15 protein-coding genes and 1 pseudogene are annotated in these 21,728 nt (G+C 60.6%); 5 read left to right on the top strand and 11 right to left on the bottom strand.

What is annotated here, in order from left to right:
* The first annotated feature begins 48 nt into the window (after window positions 1–48).
* From AC0J41_RS12435 to AC0J41_RS12420, 4 genes are all read left to right on the top strand, one after another.
* Window positions 49–1,467, top strand: coding sequence for an efflux transporter outer membrane subunit (locus tag AC0J41_RS12435; RefSeq protein WP_473015756.1), 1,419 nt, complete (start codon window positions 49–51; stop codon window positions 1,465–1,467).
* Complete coding sequence (locus AC0J41_RS12430; protein WP_473015755.1) at window positions 1,464–2,630, top strand: efflux RND transporter periplasmic adaptor subunit; 1,167 nt, start codon at window positions 1,464–1,466, stop codon at window positions 2,628–2,630. The genes AC0J41_RS12435 and AC0J41_RS12430 overlap by 4 nt, the downstream gene beginning before the upstream one ends.
* Complete coding sequence (locus tag AC0J41_RS12425; RefSeq protein ID WP_473015754.1) at window positions 2,627–5,704, top strand: efflux RND transporter permease subunit; 3,078 nt, start codon at window positions 2,627–2,629, stop codon at window positions 5,702–5,704. Before AC0J41_RS12430 ends, AC0J41_RS12425 begins: the two co-directional genes overlap by 4 nt.
* A 141-nt stretch (window positions 5,705–5,845) precedes the next feature.
* Entirely contained in the window at window positions 5,846–7,705 is a 1,860-nt protein-coding gene (locus tag AC0J41_RS12420; protein WP_473015753.1) for an ABC transporter ATP-binding protein, read from the top strand.
* 233 nt (window positions 7,706–7,938) lie between these two features.
* Here AC0J41_RS12420 and AC0J41_RS12415 read toward each other — a convergent pair whose 3' ends face one another.
* From AC0J41_RS12415 to AC0J41_RS12375, 9 genes and pseudogenes are all read right to left on the bottom strand, one after another.
* On the bottom strand, window positions 7,939–9,228 hold the full coding sequence (locus AC0J41_RS12415; protein WP_473015752.1) for a carbohydrate porin: 1,290 nt from the start codon (window positions 9,226–9,228) through the stop codon (window positions 7,939–7,941).
* Window positions 9,229–9,331: 103 nt separating this feature from the next.
* Window positions 9,332–11,737, bottom strand: coding sequence for a glucose/quinate/shikimate family membrane-bound PQQ-dependent dehydrogenase (locus tag AC0J41_RS12410; RefSeq protein ID WP_473015751.1), 2,406 nt, complete (start codon window positions 11,735–11,737; stop codon window positions 9,332–9,334).
* Between the two features lie 189 nt (window positions 11,738–11,926).
* The gene (tspO, locus tag AC0J41_RS12405; protein WP_473015995.1) at window positions 11,927–12,388 is read right to left on the bottom strand and encodes a tryptophan-rich sensory protein TspO; all 462 of its coding nucleotides are present in this window, start codon (window positions 12,386–12,388) and stop codon (window positions 11,927–11,929) included.
* Window positions 12,389–12,446: 58 nt separating this feature from the next.
* Window positions 12,447–14,636: an ATP-binding protein gene (locus tag AC0J41_RS12400; protein ID WP_025109699.1), complete on the bottom strand. Its 2,190-nt coding sequence runs from the start codon at window positions 14,634–14,636 to the stop codon at window positions 12,447–12,449.
* A 141-nt stretch (window positions 14,637–14,777) separates the two neighbouring features.
* The gene (locus AC0J41_RS12395) at window positions 14,778–16,316 is read right to left on the bottom strand and encodes a cryptochrome/photolyase family protein (RefSeq protein ID WP_473015750.1); all 1,539 of its coding nucleotides are present in this window, start codon (window positions 16,314–16,316) and stop codon (window positions 14,778–14,780) included.
* A 135-nt stretch (window positions 16,317–16,451) separates the two neighbouring features.
* Complete coding sequence (locus tag AC0J41_RS12390; RefSeq protein WP_473015749.1) at window positions 16,452–17,003, bottom strand: DUF3833 domain-containing protein; 552 nt, start codon at window positions 17,001–17,003, stop codon at window positions 16,452–16,454.
* An 81-nt stretch (window positions 17,004–17,084) separates the two neighbouring features.
* Window positions 17,085–17,195: pseudogene (locus tag AC0J41_RS12385) on the bottom strand (GTP cyclohydrolase I FolE); the annotation flags it as partial.
* A 333-nt stretch (window positions 17,196–17,528) separates the two neighbouring features.
* Window positions 17,529–18,653: an alkene reductase gene (locus AC0J41_RS12380; RefSeq protein WP_473015747.1), complete on the bottom strand. Its 1,125-nt coding sequence runs from the start codon at window positions 18,651–18,653 to the stop codon at window positions 17,529–17,531.
* Window positions 18,654–18,755: 102 nt separating this feature from the next.
* Window positions 18,756–19,433: a type 1 glutamine amidotransferase domain-containing protein gene (locus tag AC0J41_RS12375; protein ID WP_473015746.1), complete on the bottom strand. Its 678-nt coding sequence runs from the start codon at window positions 19,431–19,433 to the stop codon at window positions 18,756–18,758.
* 198 nt (window positions 19,434–19,631) lie between these two features.
* Between AC0J41_RS12375 and AC0J41_RS12370 the strand changes: the two genes are divergently transcribed.
* Window positions 19,632–20,216, top strand: a complete 585-nt coding sequence (locus tag AC0J41_RS12370) for a TetR/AcrR family transcriptional regulator (RefSeq protein ID WP_473015745.1) — start codon at window positions 19,632–19,634, stop codon at window positions 20,214–20,216.
* A 77-nt stretch (window positions 20,217–20,293) separates the two neighbouring features.
* Here the strand turns inward: AC0J41_RS12370 and AC0J41_RS12365 are convergent, their stop codons facing one another.
* Window positions 20,294–21,070, bottom strand: coding sequence for a molybdopterin-dependent oxidoreductase (locus AC0J41_RS12365; RefSeq protein ID WP_473015744.1), 777 nt, complete (start codon window positions 21,068–21,070; stop codon window positions 20,294–20,296).
* Window positions 21,067–21,696: a cytochrome b/b6 domain-containing protein gene (locus AC0J41_RS12360; RefSeq protein WP_473015743.1), complete on the bottom strand. Its 630-nt coding sequence runs from the start codon at window positions 21,694–21,696 to the stop codon at window positions 21,067–21,069. The genes AC0J41_RS12365 and AC0J41_RS12360 overlap by 4 nt, the downstream gene beginning before the upstream one ends.
* Window positions 21,697–21,728: the final 32 nt, after the last annotated feature.

Genomic DNA, 21,728 nt, shown 5'->3' with positions numbered 1-21,728 from the left:
GCATTCGTGGCGCAGGCCACAGAGGCTCAAGCGGGGGATAGCTTGCCCATGTCAGTTACAACCTTGCCGACGCGCCGTGTACTCCGGGCGTTGCATTTATCTGTGATGTTAGTGCTTGCCGGCGCGATGACGATCGGCGGATGCTCGATGGTGCCTGAATACCGGCAACCGGATTTACCACTGGCTCGGCAATGGGACGGCGTTGCTGACTCGTCTTCAGCGGGAGGAGGGCAGTGGTGGCTGCAGTTTCACAGCGCTGAATTGGACGCGTTGATCGCCCGGGGCCTGACATCCAATTACACCCTCAAAGCGGCGGCCAGCCGCATCGACGAAGCGCGAGCATCGGCGCAGGTGGTCGGTGCCGGGCAATACCCGGCGCTGAACCTGGGCGGCAACTTCCAACGCCAGAACAATTACGGCACCACACAAAAACGCAGTGTATTTGCCGAGGCCACTTATGAAGTGGACTTCTGGGGCAAGCAGCGCGCTGCCGCCGATTCTGCGGATGCCCTGACCAAAGCGACGGTATTTGATGCCCATACTTTGCGCATGAGCCTGGGCGCGAGTATCGCCGACAGTTACTTTCAGGTGCTGTCCCTGGAAGATCGGCTGCGGTTGGCGCAGTCGATTGCCGACGATGCCCGGCAGGTTCTGCAACTGGTGGAAGTCCAGGCTAGCCAGGGCGCCGTGTCGAACCTCGAAGTCGAGCAGCAGCGCAACGCCATGCAGACGTTCGAAGCCGCCATGCCTGCGTTGCGTCAGCAGCGCGATCTGGCCCTGTATCAATTGGCGGTGCTGGTAGGCGCGCAGCCTCAGGGTTTCCATGTGCAAGGTAACGGTCTGGGCGCTCTGCAAGTGCCGCACCCGGCATCGGGGCTGCCGATCGGTCTGCTGCGCCAGCGTCCGGACATTCAAGCTGCCGAGGCGCGGCTGGTGTCGGCCAATTTCGATGTCGGGGTGGCTCGCGCGGCGTTTCTGCCCAATCTGTCGCTGGACTTGCTGGGCGGTATCGACACGATCACCGGTGGAAAAATCTGGAGCGCCATCGGCACCCTCAGCCAGCCGGTATTCGCCGGTGGCCAGCTCAATGGACAACTGCATTTTGATCAGGCGCATGTCGAGGAGCTGACTGCCAGTTACCGCGAGTCGATCATCGAAGCCTTGCAAGACGTCGAAACCCAGCTCAGCGCCGCGCGCGAACTGGATAAAAGCTACGCGCTGAACCAGTCGGCGGTGGCGTCGGCGCGCGAAGCGGCGCGGTTGGCGCAAGTGCGTTATCGACTGGGGGCAACCGATTTCCAGACTCTGCTGATCGTCGAACGCACTCAATATCAGGCCGAAGACACGCTGTTGCAGGTACACCTGCAACACCTGCAAGCCGCCGTCGGACTGTTCCGCGCGCTGGGCGGGGACTTCGCGCCGAACACCCTCGCTTCTCTCTCTCCTGCCCAGGTGGCTTACCCATGAATGTTTCCCGCTTACGTCGTCCGATTGTGTTGGGCAGTCTGCTGTTGGTCGTGCTGGCCACTGTCCTCGGTACTGCGCAATGGGTCCGCCGTGCCCAGGCCACACCGGTAAACACCGAGGCAGGCGCGGTGCCGGTTCAAATGGCTCGGGTCAGCGTCGAGGACTTGCCGATCTGGATCAGTGCCATCGGCAATGTGCAGGCACTCAACAGCGTCAATGTGCGGGTGAGGGTCGACGGCGAGCTGCAGAAAGTGCTGTTCGCCGAAGGGCAGACAGTCAATGCCGGCAGCCTGCTGGCGGTGATCGACCCGCGCGTCTATCAAGCCCAGGTGGCTCAGGCCCAGGCGCTGGTCGCCAAGGATCAGGCCCAGTTGGCCAACCTGCGAGTCAATCTCGAACGCGCCGGGAAACTTGCCGCCGCCAAGGCCGGGCCGACTCAGGACGTCGACACGTATCGCGCGGAGTTGGCGGCCCAGCAGGCCACGGTACAGGCCGATCAGGCGGCGCTGGATACTGCGCGCCTGCAGTTGGAGTTCACTCAGGTCAAGGCTCCGCTGACCGGCCGAACCGGCCAGCGCCTGCTGGATGTCGGCGCGATAGCTCATGGTGCGGAAGCTTCCGGGCTGGTAACGATCACGCAGATGAATCCGATCTCCGTGGCGTTTGCCGTGTCGCAAGACGACCTTGCAGAGATCCTCGAAGAAAACGCCAAGGGCGCGTTACAAGTGGTTGCGATGAGCCGCGACGGTCAACAGGAAATCGCCCGTGGTCAACTGAGTTTCATCGACAGCCAGGTGACCGCCGCCAGTGGTCAGATCCAGCTCAAGGCCCAGTTCGACAACAGCGCTGCAAAACTCTGGCCCGGTGAACTGGTAAGTGCGCGCCTGCTGGTACAAACCCGGCGCAATGTGGCGGTCGTGCCGGCTGAAGCCGTGCAGTTGGGACGTCAGGGCCATTTCGTTTACGTGGTCGATGCGCAGCAACGCGTGCAACCGCGACAGGTGGATGCAGCGACCGTGGTCGGCGGCAAACAATGGATACGCCAGGGACTGACGGCTGGCGAAACGGTGGTTGTGCAGGGTCAATCCCGCGTTGCGCCGGGACTGAAAGTCGTGCCGGTCAAAACGGATGCCAATGCTGATCTGGCGCAGGTGAATCCATGAACGCCCTGGCCGGTTTGATTCAACGACGGGTAGGCCTGAGCCTGTTGGCACTGGGCGTGATGCTGCTCGGTGCTTTTGCCTATTTTCAATTGCCGGTGGCGCCCTTGCCGACGGTGGATTTCCCGACCATTCAGGTCACGGCCAAGCTCTCCGGCGCCAGTGCAGAAACCATGGCGTCGTCGGTTGCCACGCCGCTGGAGCGCGCGTTTGCCGCTGTGCCGCAAGTCGCCTCAATGACCTCTTCGAGCGCCGCCGGCAAGACCCAGATCGTGCTGCAATTCGATCTGTCCCGAGACATCGATGGCGCTGCGCAGGACGTGCAGACGGCGATCAACACCGCCACCCCCAACCTGCCCAAGACCATGTCCAGCTTGCCGACCTTCAACAAGGTCAACCCGGCCGAAGGCACTGTGTTGTCACTGGCGGTCACTTCGCCAACGCGCACCTTGCCGGAGCTCGATCGCTTCGCCGACAACTACATCGCCCAGCGTCTGTCGCAGATGCCCGGGGTGGGCCTGGTGGATTTCCATGGCGAACAGAAACCGGCGGTGCGCGTACAGATTGATCCTGATGCACTCGCTGCCCGGGGGCTGACCCTTGAAGACGTGCGCAGCGTCATTGGCGTCAGCACTCTGGATCAGCCCAAGGGCAGCCTCGATGGCCCAAGCCGTTCGATCACGCTGGGTGCAACCGATCAGTTGCTGGACCCGCAGCATTATCGCGATCAGGTCATCGCCTACAAGAACGGCATGCCGATCAAACTGGGCGATCTCGGCAGGGTCATCGCCGGGGCCGAGGACACCCAGCAGGCGGCGCAATTGGGGGCCGACCCGACCGTCATCGTCGACATTCACAAGCAACCGGGTTTCAACCTGCTGTCGACCATTGCCACGATCAAGGCCAAATTGCCCGAGTTGACAGCCTCGCTGCCGCGCGATGTGCAAGTGCAGGTGGTGGGTGATCGCACCCAGACCATCGAAGCGTCAGTCAATGACATGCAGTTCACGTTGCTGTTGTCCATCGCCCTGGTGGTCGTGGTGATCTTTGTCTTCCTGCGCAAAGCCACGGCGACACTGATTCCGAGCCTGACCATTCCGCTGTCGCTGGTGGCCACGTTCGGCGTCATGTACCTGCTGGGCTACAGCCTCGACAATCTGTCGATCATGGGCCTGGCGATTGCCGTCGGGTTCGTGGTGGACGACGCCATCGTGGTCATGGAGAACATTGTCCGGCATCTGGAAATGGGTAAATCCCGACTGCAGTCGGCCGTTGACGGGATGCGGGAAGTGGCCTTCACCATTGTTTCGATGACGGTGTCGCTGATTGCGGTATTCCTGCCGATCCTGCTGATGTCGGGAATTGTCGGGCGCCTGATGCGTGAGTTTGCGGTCACGGTCAGTGTGGCAATCAGCATGTCGTGCATCGTCTCCCTGACCCTTACGCCCATGCTTTGTGCCTGGTTGCTCAAGCCTCATGACGACCAAGTGGAAGGACGTTTTGCCCAGGCCTGCGAACGAGGGTTCGCACGCGTGCACAACGGCTATCGCCGCAGTCTGGACTGGGTACTCGATCATCAGCGCACGACCCTGGCCGTGGCCATCGCGACCGTAGTCGCGACGGCAATCCTGTATGTCGGCATCCCCAAGGGCTTCTTTCCACAACAGGACAACGGCTTGATTCAGGGCGTGGCCGAAGCAGCGGCGGACATTTCTCCGCTCGCCATGCGCGCGCAGGTCAATCGCGCCGCGCAAGTGATCGGTGAAGATCCGGCGGTCGCCCGAGTGTACTTCTGGATCGGCCCGAATCCGACCGTGAGCCAGGGCAAGGTGATGATCAACCTCAAGCCGTTCAGCGAGCGCACCGTCAGCGCCGCTGAAGTCATCCGGCGCCTGCAACCGGCGCTCGACGCGTTGTCCGGGATCAAGGTGTACATGCAGGCCAATCAGGATATCCAGATTGGCGGCCGGGCCAGTAAAACCCAGTATCAATACACCTTGCAGGATCCGGACAGCGCCGAGCTTGATCATTGGAGCGCGGTGCTGCTGGCCAAACTCAAGAGCCTGCCTCAGTTGCAACATGTGACGTCCGACCAGCAGCAGGCCATTGCACAATCGACCCTGGTCATCGACCGACCGACGGCGGCACGCCTGGGGGTGACGGTACAAGCCATCGACGATGTGCTATATGACGCGTTCGGTCAGCGGCAGATTGCGACGATGTTCACGCAACTGGATCAGAACCACGTGATTCTGGAACTCGATCCAGCCTGGCAGACATCCACTGCGACGCTTGCGCATCTGTTCGTCCGCGCCGGTTCCGGAGCGCTGGTGCCGCTGAATCTGCTGGCCAGCGTCAAGACCGAGCAGGTGCCGATCATCATCAACCATCAGGGCGTATTCCCGGCCATTACCCTGTCGTTCGATCTCGCCCCCGGTCATGCCTTGAGTGACGCAGTCAGCGCAATCAACCAGGCATCCCTGGCGGTCGCGCTGCCCGATACGGTGACGGGCAGTTTCCAGGGCACAGCCCAGGCGTTTCAGGACTCGCTCAAGTCGCAACCCTGGCTGATTCTGGCGGCGATCCTGACGGTCTACATCGTGCTTGGCGTGCTGTATGAAAATGCCATCCACCCGCTGACGATCATCTCCACGCTGCCTTCCGCCGGGTTTGGCGCGCTGCTGGCACTGATGCTCTGTGGCCAGGATCTCTCGGTATTGGGCATGATCGGGATCATTTTGCTGATTGGCATCGTCAAGAAAAACGCGATCATGATCGTCGACTTCACGTTGCAGGCGCAGCAGCAAGGTCTGTCAGCCCGCGACGCCGTCAGAGAAGCCTGCCTGCTGCGCCTGCGGCCGATTCTGATGACGTCACTTGCTGCACTTCTCGGGGCTGTTCCTCTCGCGTTCGGGCATGGCGCCGGGTCGGAACTGAGACAGCCATTGGGTATCGCGATCGTCGGTGGCCTGACGGTTTCGCAGGTGCTGACGTTGTACACGACACCTGTGGTCTATCTCTGGTTCGAACGCCGGCGTCGCGTAACCGGGCTCGACAGCGAAGGTATTGCGGTCTGAGCATGACAGCGGAGCCATACAGGAGGCGGGGGTTCAAACTGTTCGCAGGACTGGACTGATGAACGTCCACCATCGTGCAAAACACCCCTGACATCCATTCAATGGCAGAATCTCCCTGACTTGATTGTTTTGGAGAACACCATGCTTCGTGTGTTTGAACGAAGACTCGACCCTTTCCCGCCTGACGAGGTACCACCGCCGCCCAATGGCCTGGCAAAATTTCTCTGGGCCTGCACCCGGGGTGCCCGCGGTTACATCCTGGCGCTGGCGCTGCTCAGTGCCGGCGTGTCGATTTATGAGGCGTGGCTGTTTTCCTTCCTCGGCCAGGTCGTTGACCTGCTTTCGACGTGGCAGGCCGGCGGTGAAGCGGCGGTGCAGGAAAGTCGCGTGTTGTGGGGCATGGGCATCGTCATGGTGTTCAGCGTCGGGCTGGTGGCGTTGCGCACCATGGTCCAGCATCAGGTGTTGGCGATTAACCTGCCGCTGCGCCTGCGCTGGGATTTCCATCGGTTGATGCTGCGGCAGAGCCTTTCGTTTTTTTCCGATGAGTTTTCCGGCCGGGTCACGACCAAGGTGATGCAGACCGCGCTGGCGGTGCGCGACGTGCTGTTTACCATGATCGAGATTTTGCCGGGGATCGGCGTTTATTTCATTGCGATCATTGCGCTGGCCGGCGGCTTTGCGCTGAAACTGATGCTGCCGTTCCTGGCCTGGGTCGTGTTGTTCGGTCTGGCCATGTGGTACTTCGTGCCGCGCCTGGGGAAGGTCGGGCAGGAGCAGGCCAACGCGCGCTCGATGATGACTGGGCGTATCGCCGACGCCTACACCAACATCACCACGGTGAAGCTATTCTCCCACTCCAATCGGGAAGCGCATTTCGCACGGGCCGCGATGGAGGATTTCAAGCAAACCGGCTTTCGCCAGATGCGTCTGGTCAGTCTGTTCGAAATCGTCAATCAGGCACTGGTGGTGGGGTTGATCATGTCGGCCGGGGGCTATGCCCTTTGGCTGTGGCACCAGGGGGATGTCGGCGCCGGCGCCGTGGCGGCGATCACCGCCATGGCGTTGCGGATCAATGGCATGTCGAACTGGATCATGTGGCAAATGACTTCGCTGTTCGAAAGCATCGGCACTGTCCAGGACGGCATGGCGACGCTAACCCAAGGCACCAAAGTGCAGGACGCGCCTGATGCCGGTGAACTGGTGACCTCCGGTGGCGCAGTCATCTTCGACAAGGTGCGTTTCAACTACGGCGGCGAACGCCAGGTGCTCGATGGCCTGAGCCTGAGTATCCGCCCGGGCGAAAAAATCGGTCTGGTGGGCCGCTCGGGTGCGGGCAAGTCCACGCTGATCAACTTGTTGCTGCGCTTTTATGACGTCGACAGCGGGGAGATTCGCATCGACGGGCAAAATATCGCGCACGTGACGCAAGACAGCCTGCGGAGCGCCATCGGCATGGTCACGCAGGACACTTCGTTGCTGCACCGTTCCATTCGCGACAACATCGCCTACGGCCGACCCGATGCAACCGACGCGCAGATCCGCCGCGCGGCGGCCAATGCTCAGGCCGACGAGTTCATCAGCCAACTCAGCGATCGGCAAGGCCATACAGGCTACGACACGCTGGTGGGTGAGCGGGGGATCAAGCTCTCGGGCGGCCAGCGCCAACGTGTCGCGATTGCCCGGGTCATGCTCAAGAACGCGCCGATCCTGCTGCTCGACGAGGCCACCAGCGCGCTGGACTCGGAAGTCGAAGTGGCGATTCAGGAAAGCCTCGACGAGATGATGCAGGGCAAGACCGTGATCGCGATCGCCCACCGCTTGTCGACGATTGCCGCCATGGACCGGCTCATCGTCATGGACGACGGACGCATCATCGAACAGGGCACTCACTCCGAACTGCTTGAGAAGAACGGCGTCTATGCGCGGCTGTGGCAGCATCAGAGCGGCGGGTTCCTGGGGGAGGACAAGGGCGTGGTGGAGGCCTTGGATCAGGCGTAATCATCGCGCACAAAAAAACCGGCCTTGCGCCGAATGCCGATCAGTCAAGCGCGGCCCCTTTGTGGGAGCGGGCTTGCTCGCGAAAGCGTTGGGGCAGTCAACGTCAATGTTTGCTGGGCCGACGTCTTCGCGAGCAAGCCGGCGCCCACAATTGATCTTCGTTGCTTTGAGCATTGAGTTCACTTGACTGATCGGCATTAGGCCTTGCGCCGGTTTTTTTTGCTTCGCATGCCTCAGAGCGCCGCTTTCACCTGCAATCCCAGCACCAGTGCATTGTCGATGTCTTGCCCGGAAAACGCGCCCGGTTCGATGATGTATTGGATGTTCGGGCGCAGTGTCAGCCAAGGCGTGGCCTGATAGCCGTAGCCGAGTTCGATCAATTGCTCGCCACTGTCCAGGTTCGGGAACGCTGCGCCATTGGCCAGCGCGGCGTCCTGCTGCACGTCGCGGCTGCGCGGGTTGGGCACGGCGCGACCGTAGCCCAGCGCGACGGTGTCACGCGGGCGACCTTCGAACGGCTTGTACAGAACCAGACCGGTGCCATACCACTTGCTGAACGGCGAAGCCGCTTCACTGGCCGCCGAATACTGGCCGAAGGCGTGCAGGCTGCGGCCTTCGGAGGATTGCGAACTCCACACAGCCTGATCGATCAGCAGGTAATGGCCGCCACGGCCGGATACTTCCTTATCGCTGCCGATGCGTTTCACGTCGGAGCTGTCGTAGTAGTAACCGACCTTGTATTCGCCGGGCAACGGGCCCGCGTGCTTGTACACCAGCTCGATCGGCACCACGGTGCCGGTAGTGTGTTTCGGGCCCAGATGCCAGGCACGGCTGGAGTTGCCGTTGCTCTCGGGATCGACATTGAATGCGGCCACACGCAGTTGCCAGGACGGCGACAGGTCGTACTTGACGCGCACACCCAAGTGGGCGTTGGGGTAGTTGGTCCAGCCGCTGCCGCCGGACATGTTCAGCGGATGGCCGCAGAAACCGGCGTTCATGAAGTTGCAGAGAATGCCGCTGTCCAGGCCGCCGAGGTCGTTGCCCATGGCCATATAGCCCAGCTTCACGTTGAGCGCCGGGGTGAACAGGCTGCGCTCGTAACTCAGTTCGGTCAGGCGGGTGTAGAGCCCACCGTAGTTTTCCTGGATTGGCAGACGGTTGCCGACCAGGTCTTCGGAGGCGCTGTTGCCGCGTCGGTCGTTGATGGTCAACTGAACCTTGCCCGCGTTGTCCACGCCGTACAGTTTGCTCAGGTCGAACTGCACGCCGAGCTTGATGTTCTGCGAGTAGCGCGCCGAACGGTGCAGGCCACCCTCGGCGTTGTAGGCGGTTTCGCCGCTGTAGTCGCCGGTGAACTTGATGCCGTCCTCGTCCATCTGGTGACGCAGGCCGCCCCAGTCGCCAGTCAGGGTATTACGGGTCAACAGGTTTGAATCGGTATCCGCGAAGGCGGGCAGGGCGGCACTGCAGGTCAGGCCCAACAGCACACCGTTGACCCAGGCCGATTGAGTAAAACGAAACATGGAGATCTTCCTGCGCAAATCTATAGCGATATCGGAAAGCGGCGCCGCACCCGCAGGTGCCGCGCACAGAGAGCATGCCCGCCAGCGAGGCGGGCACTGCGGCTTACGGCAAGGCGTAAGCCATCACGTAGTCGCCGCGATCGGTCGACTGGCGCGCACCACCGGCGGTGATGACGATGTACTGCTTGCCGGTTTTCGGCGAAACATAAGTCATCGGGCCGCCCTGACTGCCCACTGGCAGACGTGCCTTCCAGACTTCTTCACCGTTGCCGCTGTTGAAGGCGCGCAGGTAGAAGTCCTGAGTACCGGCGATGAAGATCAAGCCACCTTGCGTTGACAGGGTGCCACCGAGGGTCGGCAGGCCGATCTTGATTGGCAGGTGCATGCGGATACCCAGAGGACCGGTGTCTTCAACGGTGCCGACCGGAACCTGCCAGGCGATTTTCTGCGTCTTCATGTCGATGGCGGTCAACGTGCCGAACGGCGGAGCCTGGCAAGGAATGCCGGCGACCGACAGGAAGCGGTTCTTGTTCACCGCATACGGCGTGCCTTTGAGCGGCACGGCGCCCATGCCGGTGTTCAGCGCTTCGCCACCGGAAGAGGCCTGAGCCTTGTTCTGCGACGGGATCATCTGAATCCACAGGCCCAGGCGCATGTCATTGACGAAGATGAAACCGTGGACCGGGTCAGTCGAGAGACTGCCCCAATTCATGCCGCCCAGCGAACCCGGGAAACTCAGCGATTTGTCGGTGCCCGGCGCGGTGTACAGGCCGTCATAACGCATCGATTTGAAATCGATCCGGCACAGCAGCTGGTCGTACGGCGTTGCGCCCCACATGTCGGATTCGGTCAGGTGCTGAGCACCGATCTGCGGCATGCCCAGCGATTTCGGCTGGGTTGGCGAGTAGGGCTCGCCAGGGATGTTCGCGGCTTTGACCGGCACTTCTTTAACGTCGGTCAGCGGTTTGCCAGTGGCACGATCCAACACATAGATCTGCCCGGCCTTGGTGCCGATGACCACTGCCGGTACGGTTTTGCCGTCCTTGTCGAAGTCGATCAGACTCGGCTGCATCGGCAGGTCGAAGTCCCAGAGGTCGTTGTGCACGGTCTGGAACACCCAGCGTTCATCGCCAGTGGTGGCGTCCAGCGCGAGAATCGAGGCGCCGTAGGTGTGATCGAGTTTGCTGCGCTCGACACCGTAGATATCGGTGGACGAGCTGCCCATCGGCAGGAACACGGTGTTGGTCGCCGGGTCGTAGGACATCGGCGCCCAGCTGTTCGGCGTGCTGCGCACATAGGTGCTGCCGTCGGCCGGGGCCTTTTTATCCTGCGGGTTGCCCGGGTCGAAGGCCCAGCGCATGGCACCGGTAATCACGTCGAAACCACGGATCACGCCGCCCGGCATGTCGGTTTGCACGTTGTCGGCCACGCGACCGCCAACCACCACGGTGGTACCGGCCATCAGCGGCGCGGAGGAGAGCTGATAGTAGCTGTCCGGAACATCCCCCAGACCGGCCTTCAGATCAACCTGGCCGTTGGTGCCGAAACCCTGGCAGAACTCACCGGTATCGGCATCGACCGCAATCAGACGCGCATCGATGGTGTTGGTCAGCAAACGGCGCTGGCAGTTGGCGGCCGGCGCGGGTTTGGCTTCGATGATGCTCGAATTGCTGGGTTGGGCGATGGTTTTAGTGGCATCAAAATAAGCCATGCCACGGCAGCGCTGCCAGACTTTCGACTGGGCGTTGATCGGGTTTTTCCAGAGTTCTTTGCCGGTGTCGGCATCCAGCGCAATCAGGTTGTTGTGCGGGGTGCAGATGAACACCTTGTTGCCGATCTGCAGCGGGGTGAGCTGGTCTTCAGCGCCGTTGCCATCGCTCTCGGCGATGTCGCCGGTGTGGTAGGTCCACGCCACTTTCAGCTTATCGACGTTATTGCGGTTGATCTGATCCAGCGCAGCAAAGCGGCTGCCGCCTTCGGTATTACCGTAGTGCGCCCAGTCTTTTTGCGCGTTTTCCGGCTCAACCGGAGTCAGGCCCGGGCCTGTGCCTGTGGCGGCGACAGTCGGGTGCGCGACGAACATGTTGCCGGCCGCGACAGCCACACCGATAGTGAGCACAGCGGCCAGCGCATAAGCGCCGCGCCCTGGAACACCGCCGTTGGCACGCTTGAGCAATGGATACACCAGCGCCACGACCACGCCGATGGCACTGAACATGAACAGGCGCGAGAACACCGGCCAGAACACCAGCCCGGCGTCGCTCACCGCCCAGATCGCCGTTGCGACCAGGAACCCTGCGAACAACCACGCACCGGCCGGCTTGAAGCGCGCAATCAGCAGGCCGGAAACGGCCATCGCCAAGCCACCCAGCAGGAAGTACCACGAGCCTCCCAGGCTGACCAATTTCACGCCACCAGCAGCGAGTGCCAGACCGAGCAGGGCGATGACTACGCCCAGCCCGACCAGAATGAATGTTGATATGCCCGAGAGGCGTTGACTCTGCTTCACGTTGAATGTCCCGTTGAAATGAGACGCGCATTATATAGATAGGTAACTACCTAGTTAAATCACTAATTCAGCAATGAACTGTTGTTCATTGCGAAATCCCCTTCCTGAGCGGGGACTTGCGCTTTCAACGGGCTGCAAAGACATTTTTGAAAACCTGCCAAAGAGAATTTTTGTCAGGAAAAATGTGATTTATGACAGCTGGCGTTCCGTGCCACGGTTATTGCGCAGAATCGAGAAATTCAACGCCGCAGCCACACACAGCCAGGCCAGGTAAGGAAACAGCAACAACCCGGTGATCACGTCCAGGCGCAATGCCAGAACCACCATCACCGCAACAACCAGCCACAGCAGCACAAGAATGATCATCGCCGCGACAATCCGCTGCGCACCGAAGAACACCGGCGTCCACAGCGTGTTCAGGGCGATCTGCGCCGCCCACAACGCCAGCACCTGTTGTCCGCCGGGAATGAGCGTCAAGCGGTAGCCCACCCACGCCAGCAGCAGATAGATCGTCGTCCAGGCCACCGGAAACACCCAGTTGGGCGGGGTGAACGCGGGTTTGTTGAGCCCTGCGTACCATTGCCCGGGTTTGAAGATCATCCCGGTGGTTGCCGCCGCACCGCAGGCGATCAGAAAGATCAGAAAATTCACCATGTGTCGCTCCTTGGCCGCAGCCAGTCTGCTTGGGTTGCACCGCCGCAACGGCTGTTCATTCGGTTTTCGACGACATCAGATCACTGACTCGCGACACCAGCGTGTCGACGGCAAAGGGCTTTGTCAGCACTTGCATGCCCGGGCCGAGCTGCCCGGCGCCGATCACTGCGTTCTCCGCATACCCGGTAATGAACAGGGTCTTGAGGTTCGAACGGACTTCCCGACCAGCGTCGGCCAGTTGCCGACCGTTCATGCCGCCCGGCAAGCCCACATCAGTGATCAGCAAGTCAATGTGCACATCGGATCGCAACAGTTTCAGCCCGACAACACTGTCGGCGGCTTCAATCAGGGTAAAGCCCAGATCACCGAGCACTTCGGTCAGCAGCGCGCGCACCGTCGGTTCGTCATCCACCACCAGGATCGTCTCGCCGGCCTTGGGCAATGCCGCCGGCGCGGTGTTTTTGTCATCTTGATTTTGCAGCGGCTCCCCAAAGTAACGAGGCAGGTAGATGCACATCTCGGTGCCCCGACCGACCTGCGAATGCACGCGCACCTGACCGCCGGACTGTTTGGCGAAGCCGTAGATCATCGACAGCCCCAACCCGGTGCCCTGGCCCAGCGGTTTGGTGGTGAAGAACGGATCAAAGGCCTTGGCGATCACATCGGCGGTCATGCCAGTGCCGGTGTCGGTCACGCACAGGCAAAGATATTCGCCCTCGGGCATGTCCAGCGTGTGGGCAGTCTCGGCATCCAGCGTACGATTGGCCGTCTCGATGGTGATGCGTCCGCCATCGGGCATGGCATCGCGGGCGTTGATGCACAGATTGAGCAAGGCGTTTTCCAACTGGCTGGCATCGACCAGCGTCGGCCAGAGCCCGTGAGCGCCACGGGTTTCCAGGAGAATGCTCGGGCCGACCGTGCGCTGGATCAGTTCGGTCATGCCGATCATCAGCATGTTGACATCGGTGGGCCGTGGATCGAGGGTCTGGCGTCTGGAGAACGCCAGCAGGCGGTGGGTCAGGGCAGCGGCACGTTTGACCGCGCCCTGTGCGGTCACCATGTATTTGTCGACTTCACTCAGCCGGCCCTGGTGGATGCGCGCGTCCATCAACTCCAGTGCGCCGGAAATACCGGCCAACAGATTATTGAAATCATGCGCGAGGCCACCGGTGAGCTGGCCGACGGCTTCCATCTTTTGTGACTGACGCAGTTTTTCCTCGGCTTGCATCAGCTCCGCCGTGCGCGATGACACGCGCTGCTCCAGGGTGTCGTTGAGCGCACGCAATGCAGCGATAGCACGGTCACGCTCGGCTTCGACATTGCGCCGCTCCTCGACATCGATCAGCACGCCGGGAAAGCGTAGCGGCGTTCCATCCTCCGCACAGTCAACCCGTCCGTTGGCCTCGATCCACTGGTATTTGCCGTCCGTACGGCGCACGCGGTACTGGTGCGAATAGGCGCCACCGCGGCCAATGGCTTCGTTGATCGCGGCAGTCAGGCCGTCGCGATCATCGGGGTGCACGGTGGTGATCACTTGTTCGAGGCTCAGCCCTTCGCGGCCCAACGCCGGGGCAAGATCAAACACCCGGGCGAAGGCTTCGTCCACGGCAAAGCGATCGGTGGGCAGGTCCCAGTGCCAAGTGCCGATAATGGCGCCGGCCGCGAGGGCCAGTTGCACGCGCTCCACGTTTTCCCGGGCAATCGCCTCGCTGGCCCGCAAGCGCTCTTCGGCGTCGCGGCGCTCGGTGACGTCGTTGAAAAGGATCGCGATCTGCCGGTCGGCCGGATCGCCGACACGCACCGCGCGCACGTCGAACCAGCGCTCGAAGGTATTGGCGTAATTCTCGAAATTTGCTGGTTCGCCGGTCTTGGCCACATGGCCGTAGGTTTCGAACCAGAAGCTTTCCAGATTGGGTGCGAACTCGGTTACCCACTTGCCACGCAAGTTGACTCCGCACTGGTGTTCGAACGCCGGGTTGGCCTCGACGAAGTAGTAGTCGACGGGCTTGTCGTCGGCGTCGAATTTGACTTTGACGATGGCAAACGCCGATTCGATGGTTTCCAGAATGGTGCTGAAGCGAGCCTCACTGCGGGCGAGCGCATCCCGACTGGCCTGCAGTTGCGCCGCCATATCGCGCTCGATGTCGATCGCCCGTGTGGCGACCTGAGCATTCTCGAGTGCCGCGCGTAATCGCCTGGCCTCTGACTCAAGCGCTGCGCGATCAAGATGTTTGAGGCTGTCCATCACACCTGCTTTTCCAGTTTTTTTGGGAGTTGGTCTCATGGCGCGCACCGAGGGGTTGTTCACGCCGTTCATCCGTTGACCGGGTGGGTCATCGTTAAGTTTCACCGCCAGCGCACAACGCTTGCAGGCGCAGGTTCAAATTCAAATCGACTGCCCGCTATCGAGCCGGGCCAACAGGTCTTGCCCGCGCTGCCACAGCGCCTGCTGTTTGCTCTGCGGCATGCGATCGAGGTTCTTGTACATCATCGCCATGCGCTGATTGCCGCGCAGCAGCTCACCGTGGCGCATCAGGAAATGCCAGTACAGCGCGTTGAACGGGCAGGCGTTGTCCGCCGTGCTTTCGCTGACTTTATAAGCGCAGCCACGGCAGTAATCAGACATGCGATTGATGTATTGGCCACTGGCGCAATAGGGTTTGGAGCCGAGATAACCACCATCGGCATGCATGACCATGCCCAGCGTATTGGGCAGCTCCACCCAGTCGAAGGCGTCCATGTAGATTGCCAGATACCACTCGCAGATCTGGCTCGGCGCGATGCCGGCGAGCAAGGCGAAATTACCGGTGACCATCAGTCGCTGAATGTGGTGCGCGTAGGCGTGCTGCAGACTCTGCCCGATGGCCTGACGCATACAGTTCATCTGCGTATCGCCGTTCCAGTAGAACTCGGGCAGCGCCCGGCTATTGCCGAAGGAATTGCCCAGCGCATAGTCAGGCATTTTCAGCCAGTACACGCCCCGCACATATTCGCGCCAGCCAATCAGTTGCCGAATGAAACCTTCGGCGGCATTCAGTGGCACGCTCCCGGCCCAATACGCCGACTCCACGTCGCTGCACAGTTGCCGCAAATCCAGCAAACCAATGTTGAGCGCAGCGCTGATGCGCGCATGAAACAGGAACGGCTCATCACTGGCCATGGCGTCCTGATAATCGCCAAACCCCGCCAGGCCATAATCCAGAAAATACGCCCACAGCGCTTGCGCATCGGCGTGGGTGACCGGGTAATTGAAATCGTCGAGCGCGCCGTAGTGATGGCTGAAGCGCGCCTTGACCAGCGCCAACACCTCAAGGGTGATGTCGTCATTGTGGAAGCGGGCCGGGTAGGGGGCTTTCACGCCTTTGGTCAACGCCTTGCGATTCTCGGCATCGAAATTCCACGCGCCGCCCACCGGCGAGCCGTCGCCATTGAGCAACAAGCGGCTCTTGCGACGCATCTCGCGGTAGAAGAACTCCATGCGCAGCTGCTTTTTACCTTCAGCCCACGCGGCGAACTCCGCGCGACTGCACAGAAAACGCGTGTCTACATGCCAGTGGATCGGCAAGCCACAGTCATTGATCGACTGCTCCAGCCGCCAGTCCCCGCATTCGGTGACGTGCACTTCTTCGGCCTGCAACAGCGCTTGCCAGCGCTGCAATTCACCCGGCACCGAACCGCTGTTGTGCGGATCGTCCAGGGTGACGTATTCGACGTGCACACCACGCTCTTGCAGTGCCTTGGCGAAATGGCGCATGGCACTGAAGATCAGGGCAATCTTTTGCGGGTGGTGCGGCACATGGCTGGCTTCTTCCATGACCTCGACCAACAGCACCGTGTCGCGCTCGGCATCGAGCGCCTGCAACGAACGCAGGTCAAAGGACAGCTGATCGCCCAGCACCAGGCACAAACGGGGAATAACGTTCATTCAGTAAAACTCGGCCTCTGGTCAATCAAGGTCAGTAACGGGTCAGCGGCAACGCCTGCCGGACGGGCGCACCATTGGCGCCGATCACCAGCGCGTGATATCCGTCGCCGAGAGAAGTCATGCCCAACGAGGGATTCATTGACGTGCTCCGGCAGCCTGACGACGGAAGAACAACGTCACCTGGCCAACCTCTACGCCGAGCTTGGACATGCGGGTGCGGTTGATCAGCGTGTCCTCGTCCATCAAGTACATCAAGTACATCCAGTCGTCCATGCTCATTTCGTAGGTCGAGTCATCGACCGGCAGGTTCAGGCGATAACGCCAGTGCAGCGTGTTGCCCGCGAGCTGGCCCTGGGCGACTCCCACCACATCATCCGCGCGACCGCTCCAGCGTCCTCCGCCCTCGGGTGTCAGGGTCCAGACGCGGCGTTGGCGAGTGCCGTCGCTGTACAGGAAGCGCTCGTCGAGAATCAGGTCGTTGCCCTCACGACGGCTGACGATGTTGACCTCGAACCGCTTGACCACCTCACCGCTGCGCTTCTGAAACATCCCCCAGGCTTTGACGGGCTGGCTGAAAAAACGCTGTAAATCGAATGCCGGTTGCTGGTCCGCATAACGGGCGACATCCACGCTGCCGCAGCTCGCAACACTGAGTACCAGCGCCAGTAACAGCAAAAGTCGGGGCATTGCCTTACTCCCTGAGTGCAAAGCTGATGAGGGTGAAATGCCGAATTCCGGTCTTGTACAGTGAGCAAGCCCTGTACATGTTTATCGTCGACCATTGCGCGGCAGAAACGCCTGACGCGCCGTCGAGCTGTTGCGAAAGGCACCCAGCATCACCGAGGGCGTCATGATCGAATTCCGCTTCTCTACGCCGCGCTTCGACGAATCCAAAAGCGCCTTCGCGCTCAGGACTCCGGCCAACACCGACGAGAATTTCACGGTAATGGCAGGCAAGTAGCGGGTTCATTCCGGGTTCTCGCGGCGGTGCCGTGCGTGAAGACCAATCCATAGCTCAAGAGTTATACGTACTTTTGCATCTTGTATAGGTTTTACTCAAGATAGGCTGAAAGAAACCACCTGACAATGAATCGGCAATCTTTTTTGTGCAGATGCGAAAACCTCGCAGCGCGGCGCGCGAGGTTGTTGGTGTAGCGGGGAGGAAAGGGTGCGCTCCCGAGGAAGTGGGAGCGCGGGTGTGCGTCGGGGGATTTATTCGCCGTAGATCGGGTAATCCACATAGCCTTCGGCATTGCCGCCGTAGACCGTGGCCGGGTTCAGGGGATTGAGTGGCCAGTCATTGGCGATGCGCGCCGGCAGGTCCGGGTTGGCCATGAACGGCCGGCCGAACGCCACCAGATCCGCCAGACCCGATTCAAGCAATTGCGCGCCGGACTCGGCGTTGTAGCGCCCGGCATAGATGATCGCGCCACTGAACGTATCCCGCACGGCGCGACGGAAAGTGTGTGGCATCGCCGGCGCATCGTCCCAGTCGGCTTCGGCAATCGAAAGGTAAGCAATGCCCACGTCCTCAAGCACTTTGATCGCTTCAATGTAGGTGGTGTGCGGGTCTTCTTCGACCAGGCCCAGATAGGTGCGCGCTTCGTCTGTGGTGGTGAACAGCGGGGCGAAACGTACGCCAACTTTTTCCTTGCCGATGCACTCGGCGACGCCAGCCACCACTTCACGCAGAAACCGCAGGCGATTGTGCAGAGAGCCACCGTACTGATCGGTTCGCACATTGCTGTGAGCGGAAATGAACTGGTTCACCAGATACCCGTTGGCACAGTGCAATTCGATGCCGTCGAAGCCGGCGTCCATGGCATTGCGCGCCGCTTGAATGTAGAGCTGAACCAGTTCCTGAACTTCATCGGTGCTCAGCGCTCGCGGGGTTGATGGCGCAACCAGCTCGCCGGCACCCGGAGCGGTTTCGATAAAAACGCTGACTCGATCGGTGGCGATAGCGGAAGCCGACACCGGCGCCGCGCCATTGGGTTGCAGCGCAATGTGGGATACGCGGCCTACGTGCCACAGCTGAGCGAAAATCACCCCGCCCTCGGCATGCACGGCCTCAGTGACCTGGCGCCAACCGGCAATTTGTTCAGCGGTGTGAATGCCTGGAGTCCAGGCGTAGCCCTGGCCGCGTGGCTCAATCTGCGTGCCTTCAGTGACAAGCAGCCCGGCGCCGGCGCGTTGCTGGTAATACTCGGCCATCAATGCATTGGCAATATTGCCCGGTTGCGAACTGCGCTGGCGGGTGAGGGGAGGCAAGACGATGCGGTTCTTCAAGGTGTGCAGGCCCAAGGTGACGGGGGTGAAGAAAGGGCTGTTTTTCATGTGATTCCTGTTCTGGCTTTATTAGACCAGTCGACTATTAATGCGGTAAAAAAAACACCGTGCAGGACGTGCACGGTGCATGGGACGTTGATTCGCTAGCCGTCAGGCGAGCATTTTCAGCAATTTTTCGGCGACGGCCGCCGAACTCGCAGGGTTTTGACCGGTTACCAGTTGCCCATCAGCGACGACATGAACCTGCCAGTCCGCCACTTTCGAGTAGCGACCGCCGAGACGTTGGAATTCATCCTCGATCAAGAACGGCACGACATCCGTCAGGCCGACTGCCGCTTCTTCAGCATTGGTGAAACCGGTCACGTCTCGGCCCTGAATCAGCGGCTTGCCATTGGCGGCAACCACGTGACGCAGCACGCCCGGCGCGTGGCAGACGAAACCATGAGGCTTGTTGCTGCGGTCGAAGGCTTCGATCAAGGCGATCGAATGCTGGTCTTCGGCCAGATCCCACAACGGGCCATGACCACCCGGGTAGAACACAGCATCAAAATCGTCAGCGCTGACCTCTGCCAAAAGCCCGGTATTGGCCAGTGCCTGTTGGGCCGCAGGGTCGTTGCGAAACCGATCGGTTTCGGCGGTTTGCGCACCGGGCTCATCACTTTTCGGATCGAGCGGTGGCTGGCCACCAGCGGGGGAAACCAGAGTGATCTGCGCGCCGGCATACTTGAAGGCGTAGTAGGGGGCTGCGAACTCTTCGAGCCAGAAGCCGGTTTTCTTGCCGGTGTTACCGAGCTGATCGTGGGAAGTCAGAACCATCAAGATTTTCATAGCGCACCCTGGGTTGGTGTGGTGTCGGGAAACTGTTCACGTTCGACACCGTCGGAAGGATTGACGGGGCACAGCATAGAATCCAATTAGACCGGTCGTCTAGTAAATTTTTTCGACCGTGTTTCCGAATGCTCGCTGTGGCAAACTCCTGCCCATCAGAAATATACGACGAGTCTATTGTTTGGTATTTTGCGCCCCATGAAACCGACCTACGACGACACTCGCCAACACCTGCTCGATACCGGCCACCGGATGATGGCCGAGAGGGGCTTCACCAGCGTTGGCCTGAGCGACATCCTGCAAACCGCCGGCGTGCCCAAGGGCTCGTTCTATCACTACTTCAAATCCAAGGAACTCTACGGCCAGGCGCTGCTCGAGGACTACTTTGTCGGCTACCTTGCCGACATGGAGCGCCGCCTGACACTGCCCGGTCTCAGCGCTTATGAGCGGCTGATGGATTACTGGCAGGGCTGGCAGAACCGCTGCACCCTGGAAGGCCATGGCGATGAATGCCTGGTGGTGAAGTTGAGTGCAGAAGTGGCCGACCTGTCCGAATCGATGCGCCTCACCTTGCGCGACGGCGCCGAACGCATCGTTGCGCGGATCACGACGTGCCTGGAAGAAGGGCAGCTGGATAAAAGTTTGCCGAAGACCGATGCGCGCGAACTGGCCGAAACCCTTTATCAGCTTTGGTTGGGGGCCAGTTTGTTGAACAAGTTGCAGCGCACGGGGCAGTCGCTGCAGACGTCGATGGTGATGACGAAGCGGCTTTTGCAAAGCTGAGCGCACCCACTTCATCGACCCGGATGGCTATGAGCAGGCCGTGTGATCAGCGTCTTCGTGATGTCTAGCCGCTTGCATCAGCTACCGCCAAACCAGTTATAGCCCTGATCTTCCCAGTAGCCACCGGGATAGGTATTGGTGACGAAAATCGCCTGAATGTGTTTCGGGTTCTTGTAGCCCAGCTTGGTCGGCATGCGCAGCTTCATCGGGAAGCCATATTGACGCGGCAGTACGGCGCCGTCGTAAGTCAGCGTGAGTAGCGTTTGCGCATGCAGGGCGGTGGGCATGTCGATACTGGTGTAGTAATCGTCGGCGCATTTGAAGCCGACGTACTTGGCATCGGTGTCGGCGCCAACGCGTTTGAGGAAATCACTGAAGCGTACGCCGCCCCAGCGGCCGATGGCGCTCCAGCCCTCGACGCAAATGTGCCGGGTGATCTGCTCGGTCTGCGCCATCGCCCGCAGCTCCTCGAGCCGCCAACTGTGCTTGTCAGCAACCAGGCCGGTAACTTCCAGACGGTAGGTGTCTTCATCGACGACCGGCGCCTCGTCGATGCCGTAAAAGGCATTGAACGGAAATGGCCGCGTAATCATCGACTCAGGGTAAGTGGGGGCCATGGCGTTGGGGTTGAACAGCCAGCCCTGGACCCTGTCATTGAAGCGCGACATGGACGACAGGGCCGTTTCAACCTGATCGTTATCGGAGATGTTGCAGCCGGATAACATGGCCACGCCGCCGAGGGTCAAACTACGCAACAGGAAGGCGCGTCTTGAGTGATCTTCGATTTGCCGCGAAATGATGTTCCGTGCGTCCTGCAGAATGGCCGATTTATCCAACGCTGGGCGCTTGCTCATACACGCTCCTTGTGGCCGACAATCATGGCCCATAACGTCTTTGGCACCAGCGCGACCATCAGCAGATGCACGGCGATGAACGCCACCAACAGAGACATGGCAATGAAGTGCACGTGCCGCGCACTGTCGTAGCCGCCGAGCAGTTCGCGCAGCAACGGAAACTGCACTGACTTCCACAAGACCAACCCGGAAATCACCAGCACCGTCACGTCGAGTATCACGAACAGATACGCCACACGCTGCACGTGGTTGTAATGGCTAATATCGTCATGCCCCAGCCGGCCATGCAGCGCAGACCAAAGGTCATGAAAAAAGCCTTTGGGTGATACAGGAAAAAATCGTCGTGACAACCGACCGCTAAAAACATTGAAAAGCAGGTAGAGAAGGCTGACGACGACCAGCAGCCACATCGCCGTGAAATGCCATTGCAACGCGCCGCCCAGCCAGCCGCCCAAGGTGATCGAATTGGGAAAATCGAAGCCATAAAGAGGAGAGGCGTTGTAGATGCGCCATCCACTGGTGACCATGACCACTATCGCCAAAGCATTCAGCCAATGGGCGAGCCTCAACCAGGCAGGATGGCTGTTCTGCGTATCGGAACGGGTAGTTTCAGGTGCAGATGACATTGGAGGAGGCTCCAAATCCGAACAACGGCATA

The sequence above is a fragment of the Pseudomonas sp. Arb-4-2C genome, assembly GCF_055755015.1.
The sequence above is the reverse complement of the archived record's forward strand: the minus strand, read 5'-3'. Positions and strand labels throughout refer to the sequence as shown.

What these genes read in the sequence shown, in the direction of transcription:
- AC0J41_RS12365 (WP_473015744.1), bottom strand. Translation starts at nt 21,070, where the DNA reads ATGAGCAAGCGCCCAGCGTTGGATAAATCGGCCATTCTGCAGGACGCA.
- AC0J41_RS12395 (WP_473015750.1), bottom strand. Translation starts at nt 16,316, where the DNA reads ATGAACGTTATTCCCCGTTTGTGCCTGGTGCTGGGCGATCAGCTGTCC.
- AC0J41_RS12415 (WP_473015752.1), bottom strand. Translation starts at nt 9,228, where the DNA reads ATGTTTCGTTTTACTCAATCGGCCTGGGTCAACGGTGTGCTGTTGGGC.
- AC0J41_RS12400 (WP_025109699.1), bottom strand. Translation starts at nt 14,636, where the DNA reads ATGGACAGCCTCAAACATCTTGATCGCGCAGCGCTTGAGTCAGAGGCC.
- AC0J41_RS12390 (WP_473015749.1), bottom strand. Translation starts at nt 17,003, where the DNA reads ATGCCCCGACTTTTGCTGTTACTGGCGCTGGTACTCAGTGTTGCGAGC.
- AC0J41_RS12435 (WP_473015756.1), top strand. Translation starts at nt 49, where the DNA reads ATGTCAGTTACAACCTTGCCGACGCGCCGTGTACTCCGGGCGTTGCAT.
- AC0J41_RS12375 (WP_473015746.1), bottom strand. Translation starts at nt 19,433, where the DNA reads ATGAAAATCTTGATGGTTCTGACTTCCCACGATCAGCTCGGTAACACC.
- AC0J41_RS12420 (WP_473015753.1), top strand. Translation starts at nt 5,846, where the DNA reads ATGCTTCGTGTGTTTGAACGAAGACTCGACCCTTTCCCGCCTGACGAG.
- AC0J41_RS12360 (WP_473015743.1), bottom strand. Translation starts at nt 21,696, where the DNA reads ATGTCATCTGCACCTGAAACTACCCGTTCCGATACGCAGAACAGCCAT.
- AC0J41_RS12430 (WP_473015755.1), top strand. Translation starts at nt 1,464, where the DNA reads ATGAATGTTTCCCGCTTACGTCGTCCGATTGTGTTGGGCAGTCTGCTG.
- AC0J41_RS12425 (WP_473015754.1), top strand. Translation starts at nt 2,627, where the DNA reads ATGAACGCCCTGGCCGGTTTGATTCAACGACGGGTAGGCCTGAGCCTG.
- AC0J41_RS12370 (WP_473015745.1), top strand. Translation starts at nt 19,632, where the DNA reads ATGAAACCGACCTACGACGACACTCGCCAACACCTGCTCGATACCGGC.
- AC0J41_RS12380 (WP_473015747.1), bottom strand. Translation starts at nt 18,653, where the DNA reads ATGAAAAACAGCCCTTTCTTCACCCCCGTCACCTTGGGCCTGCACACC.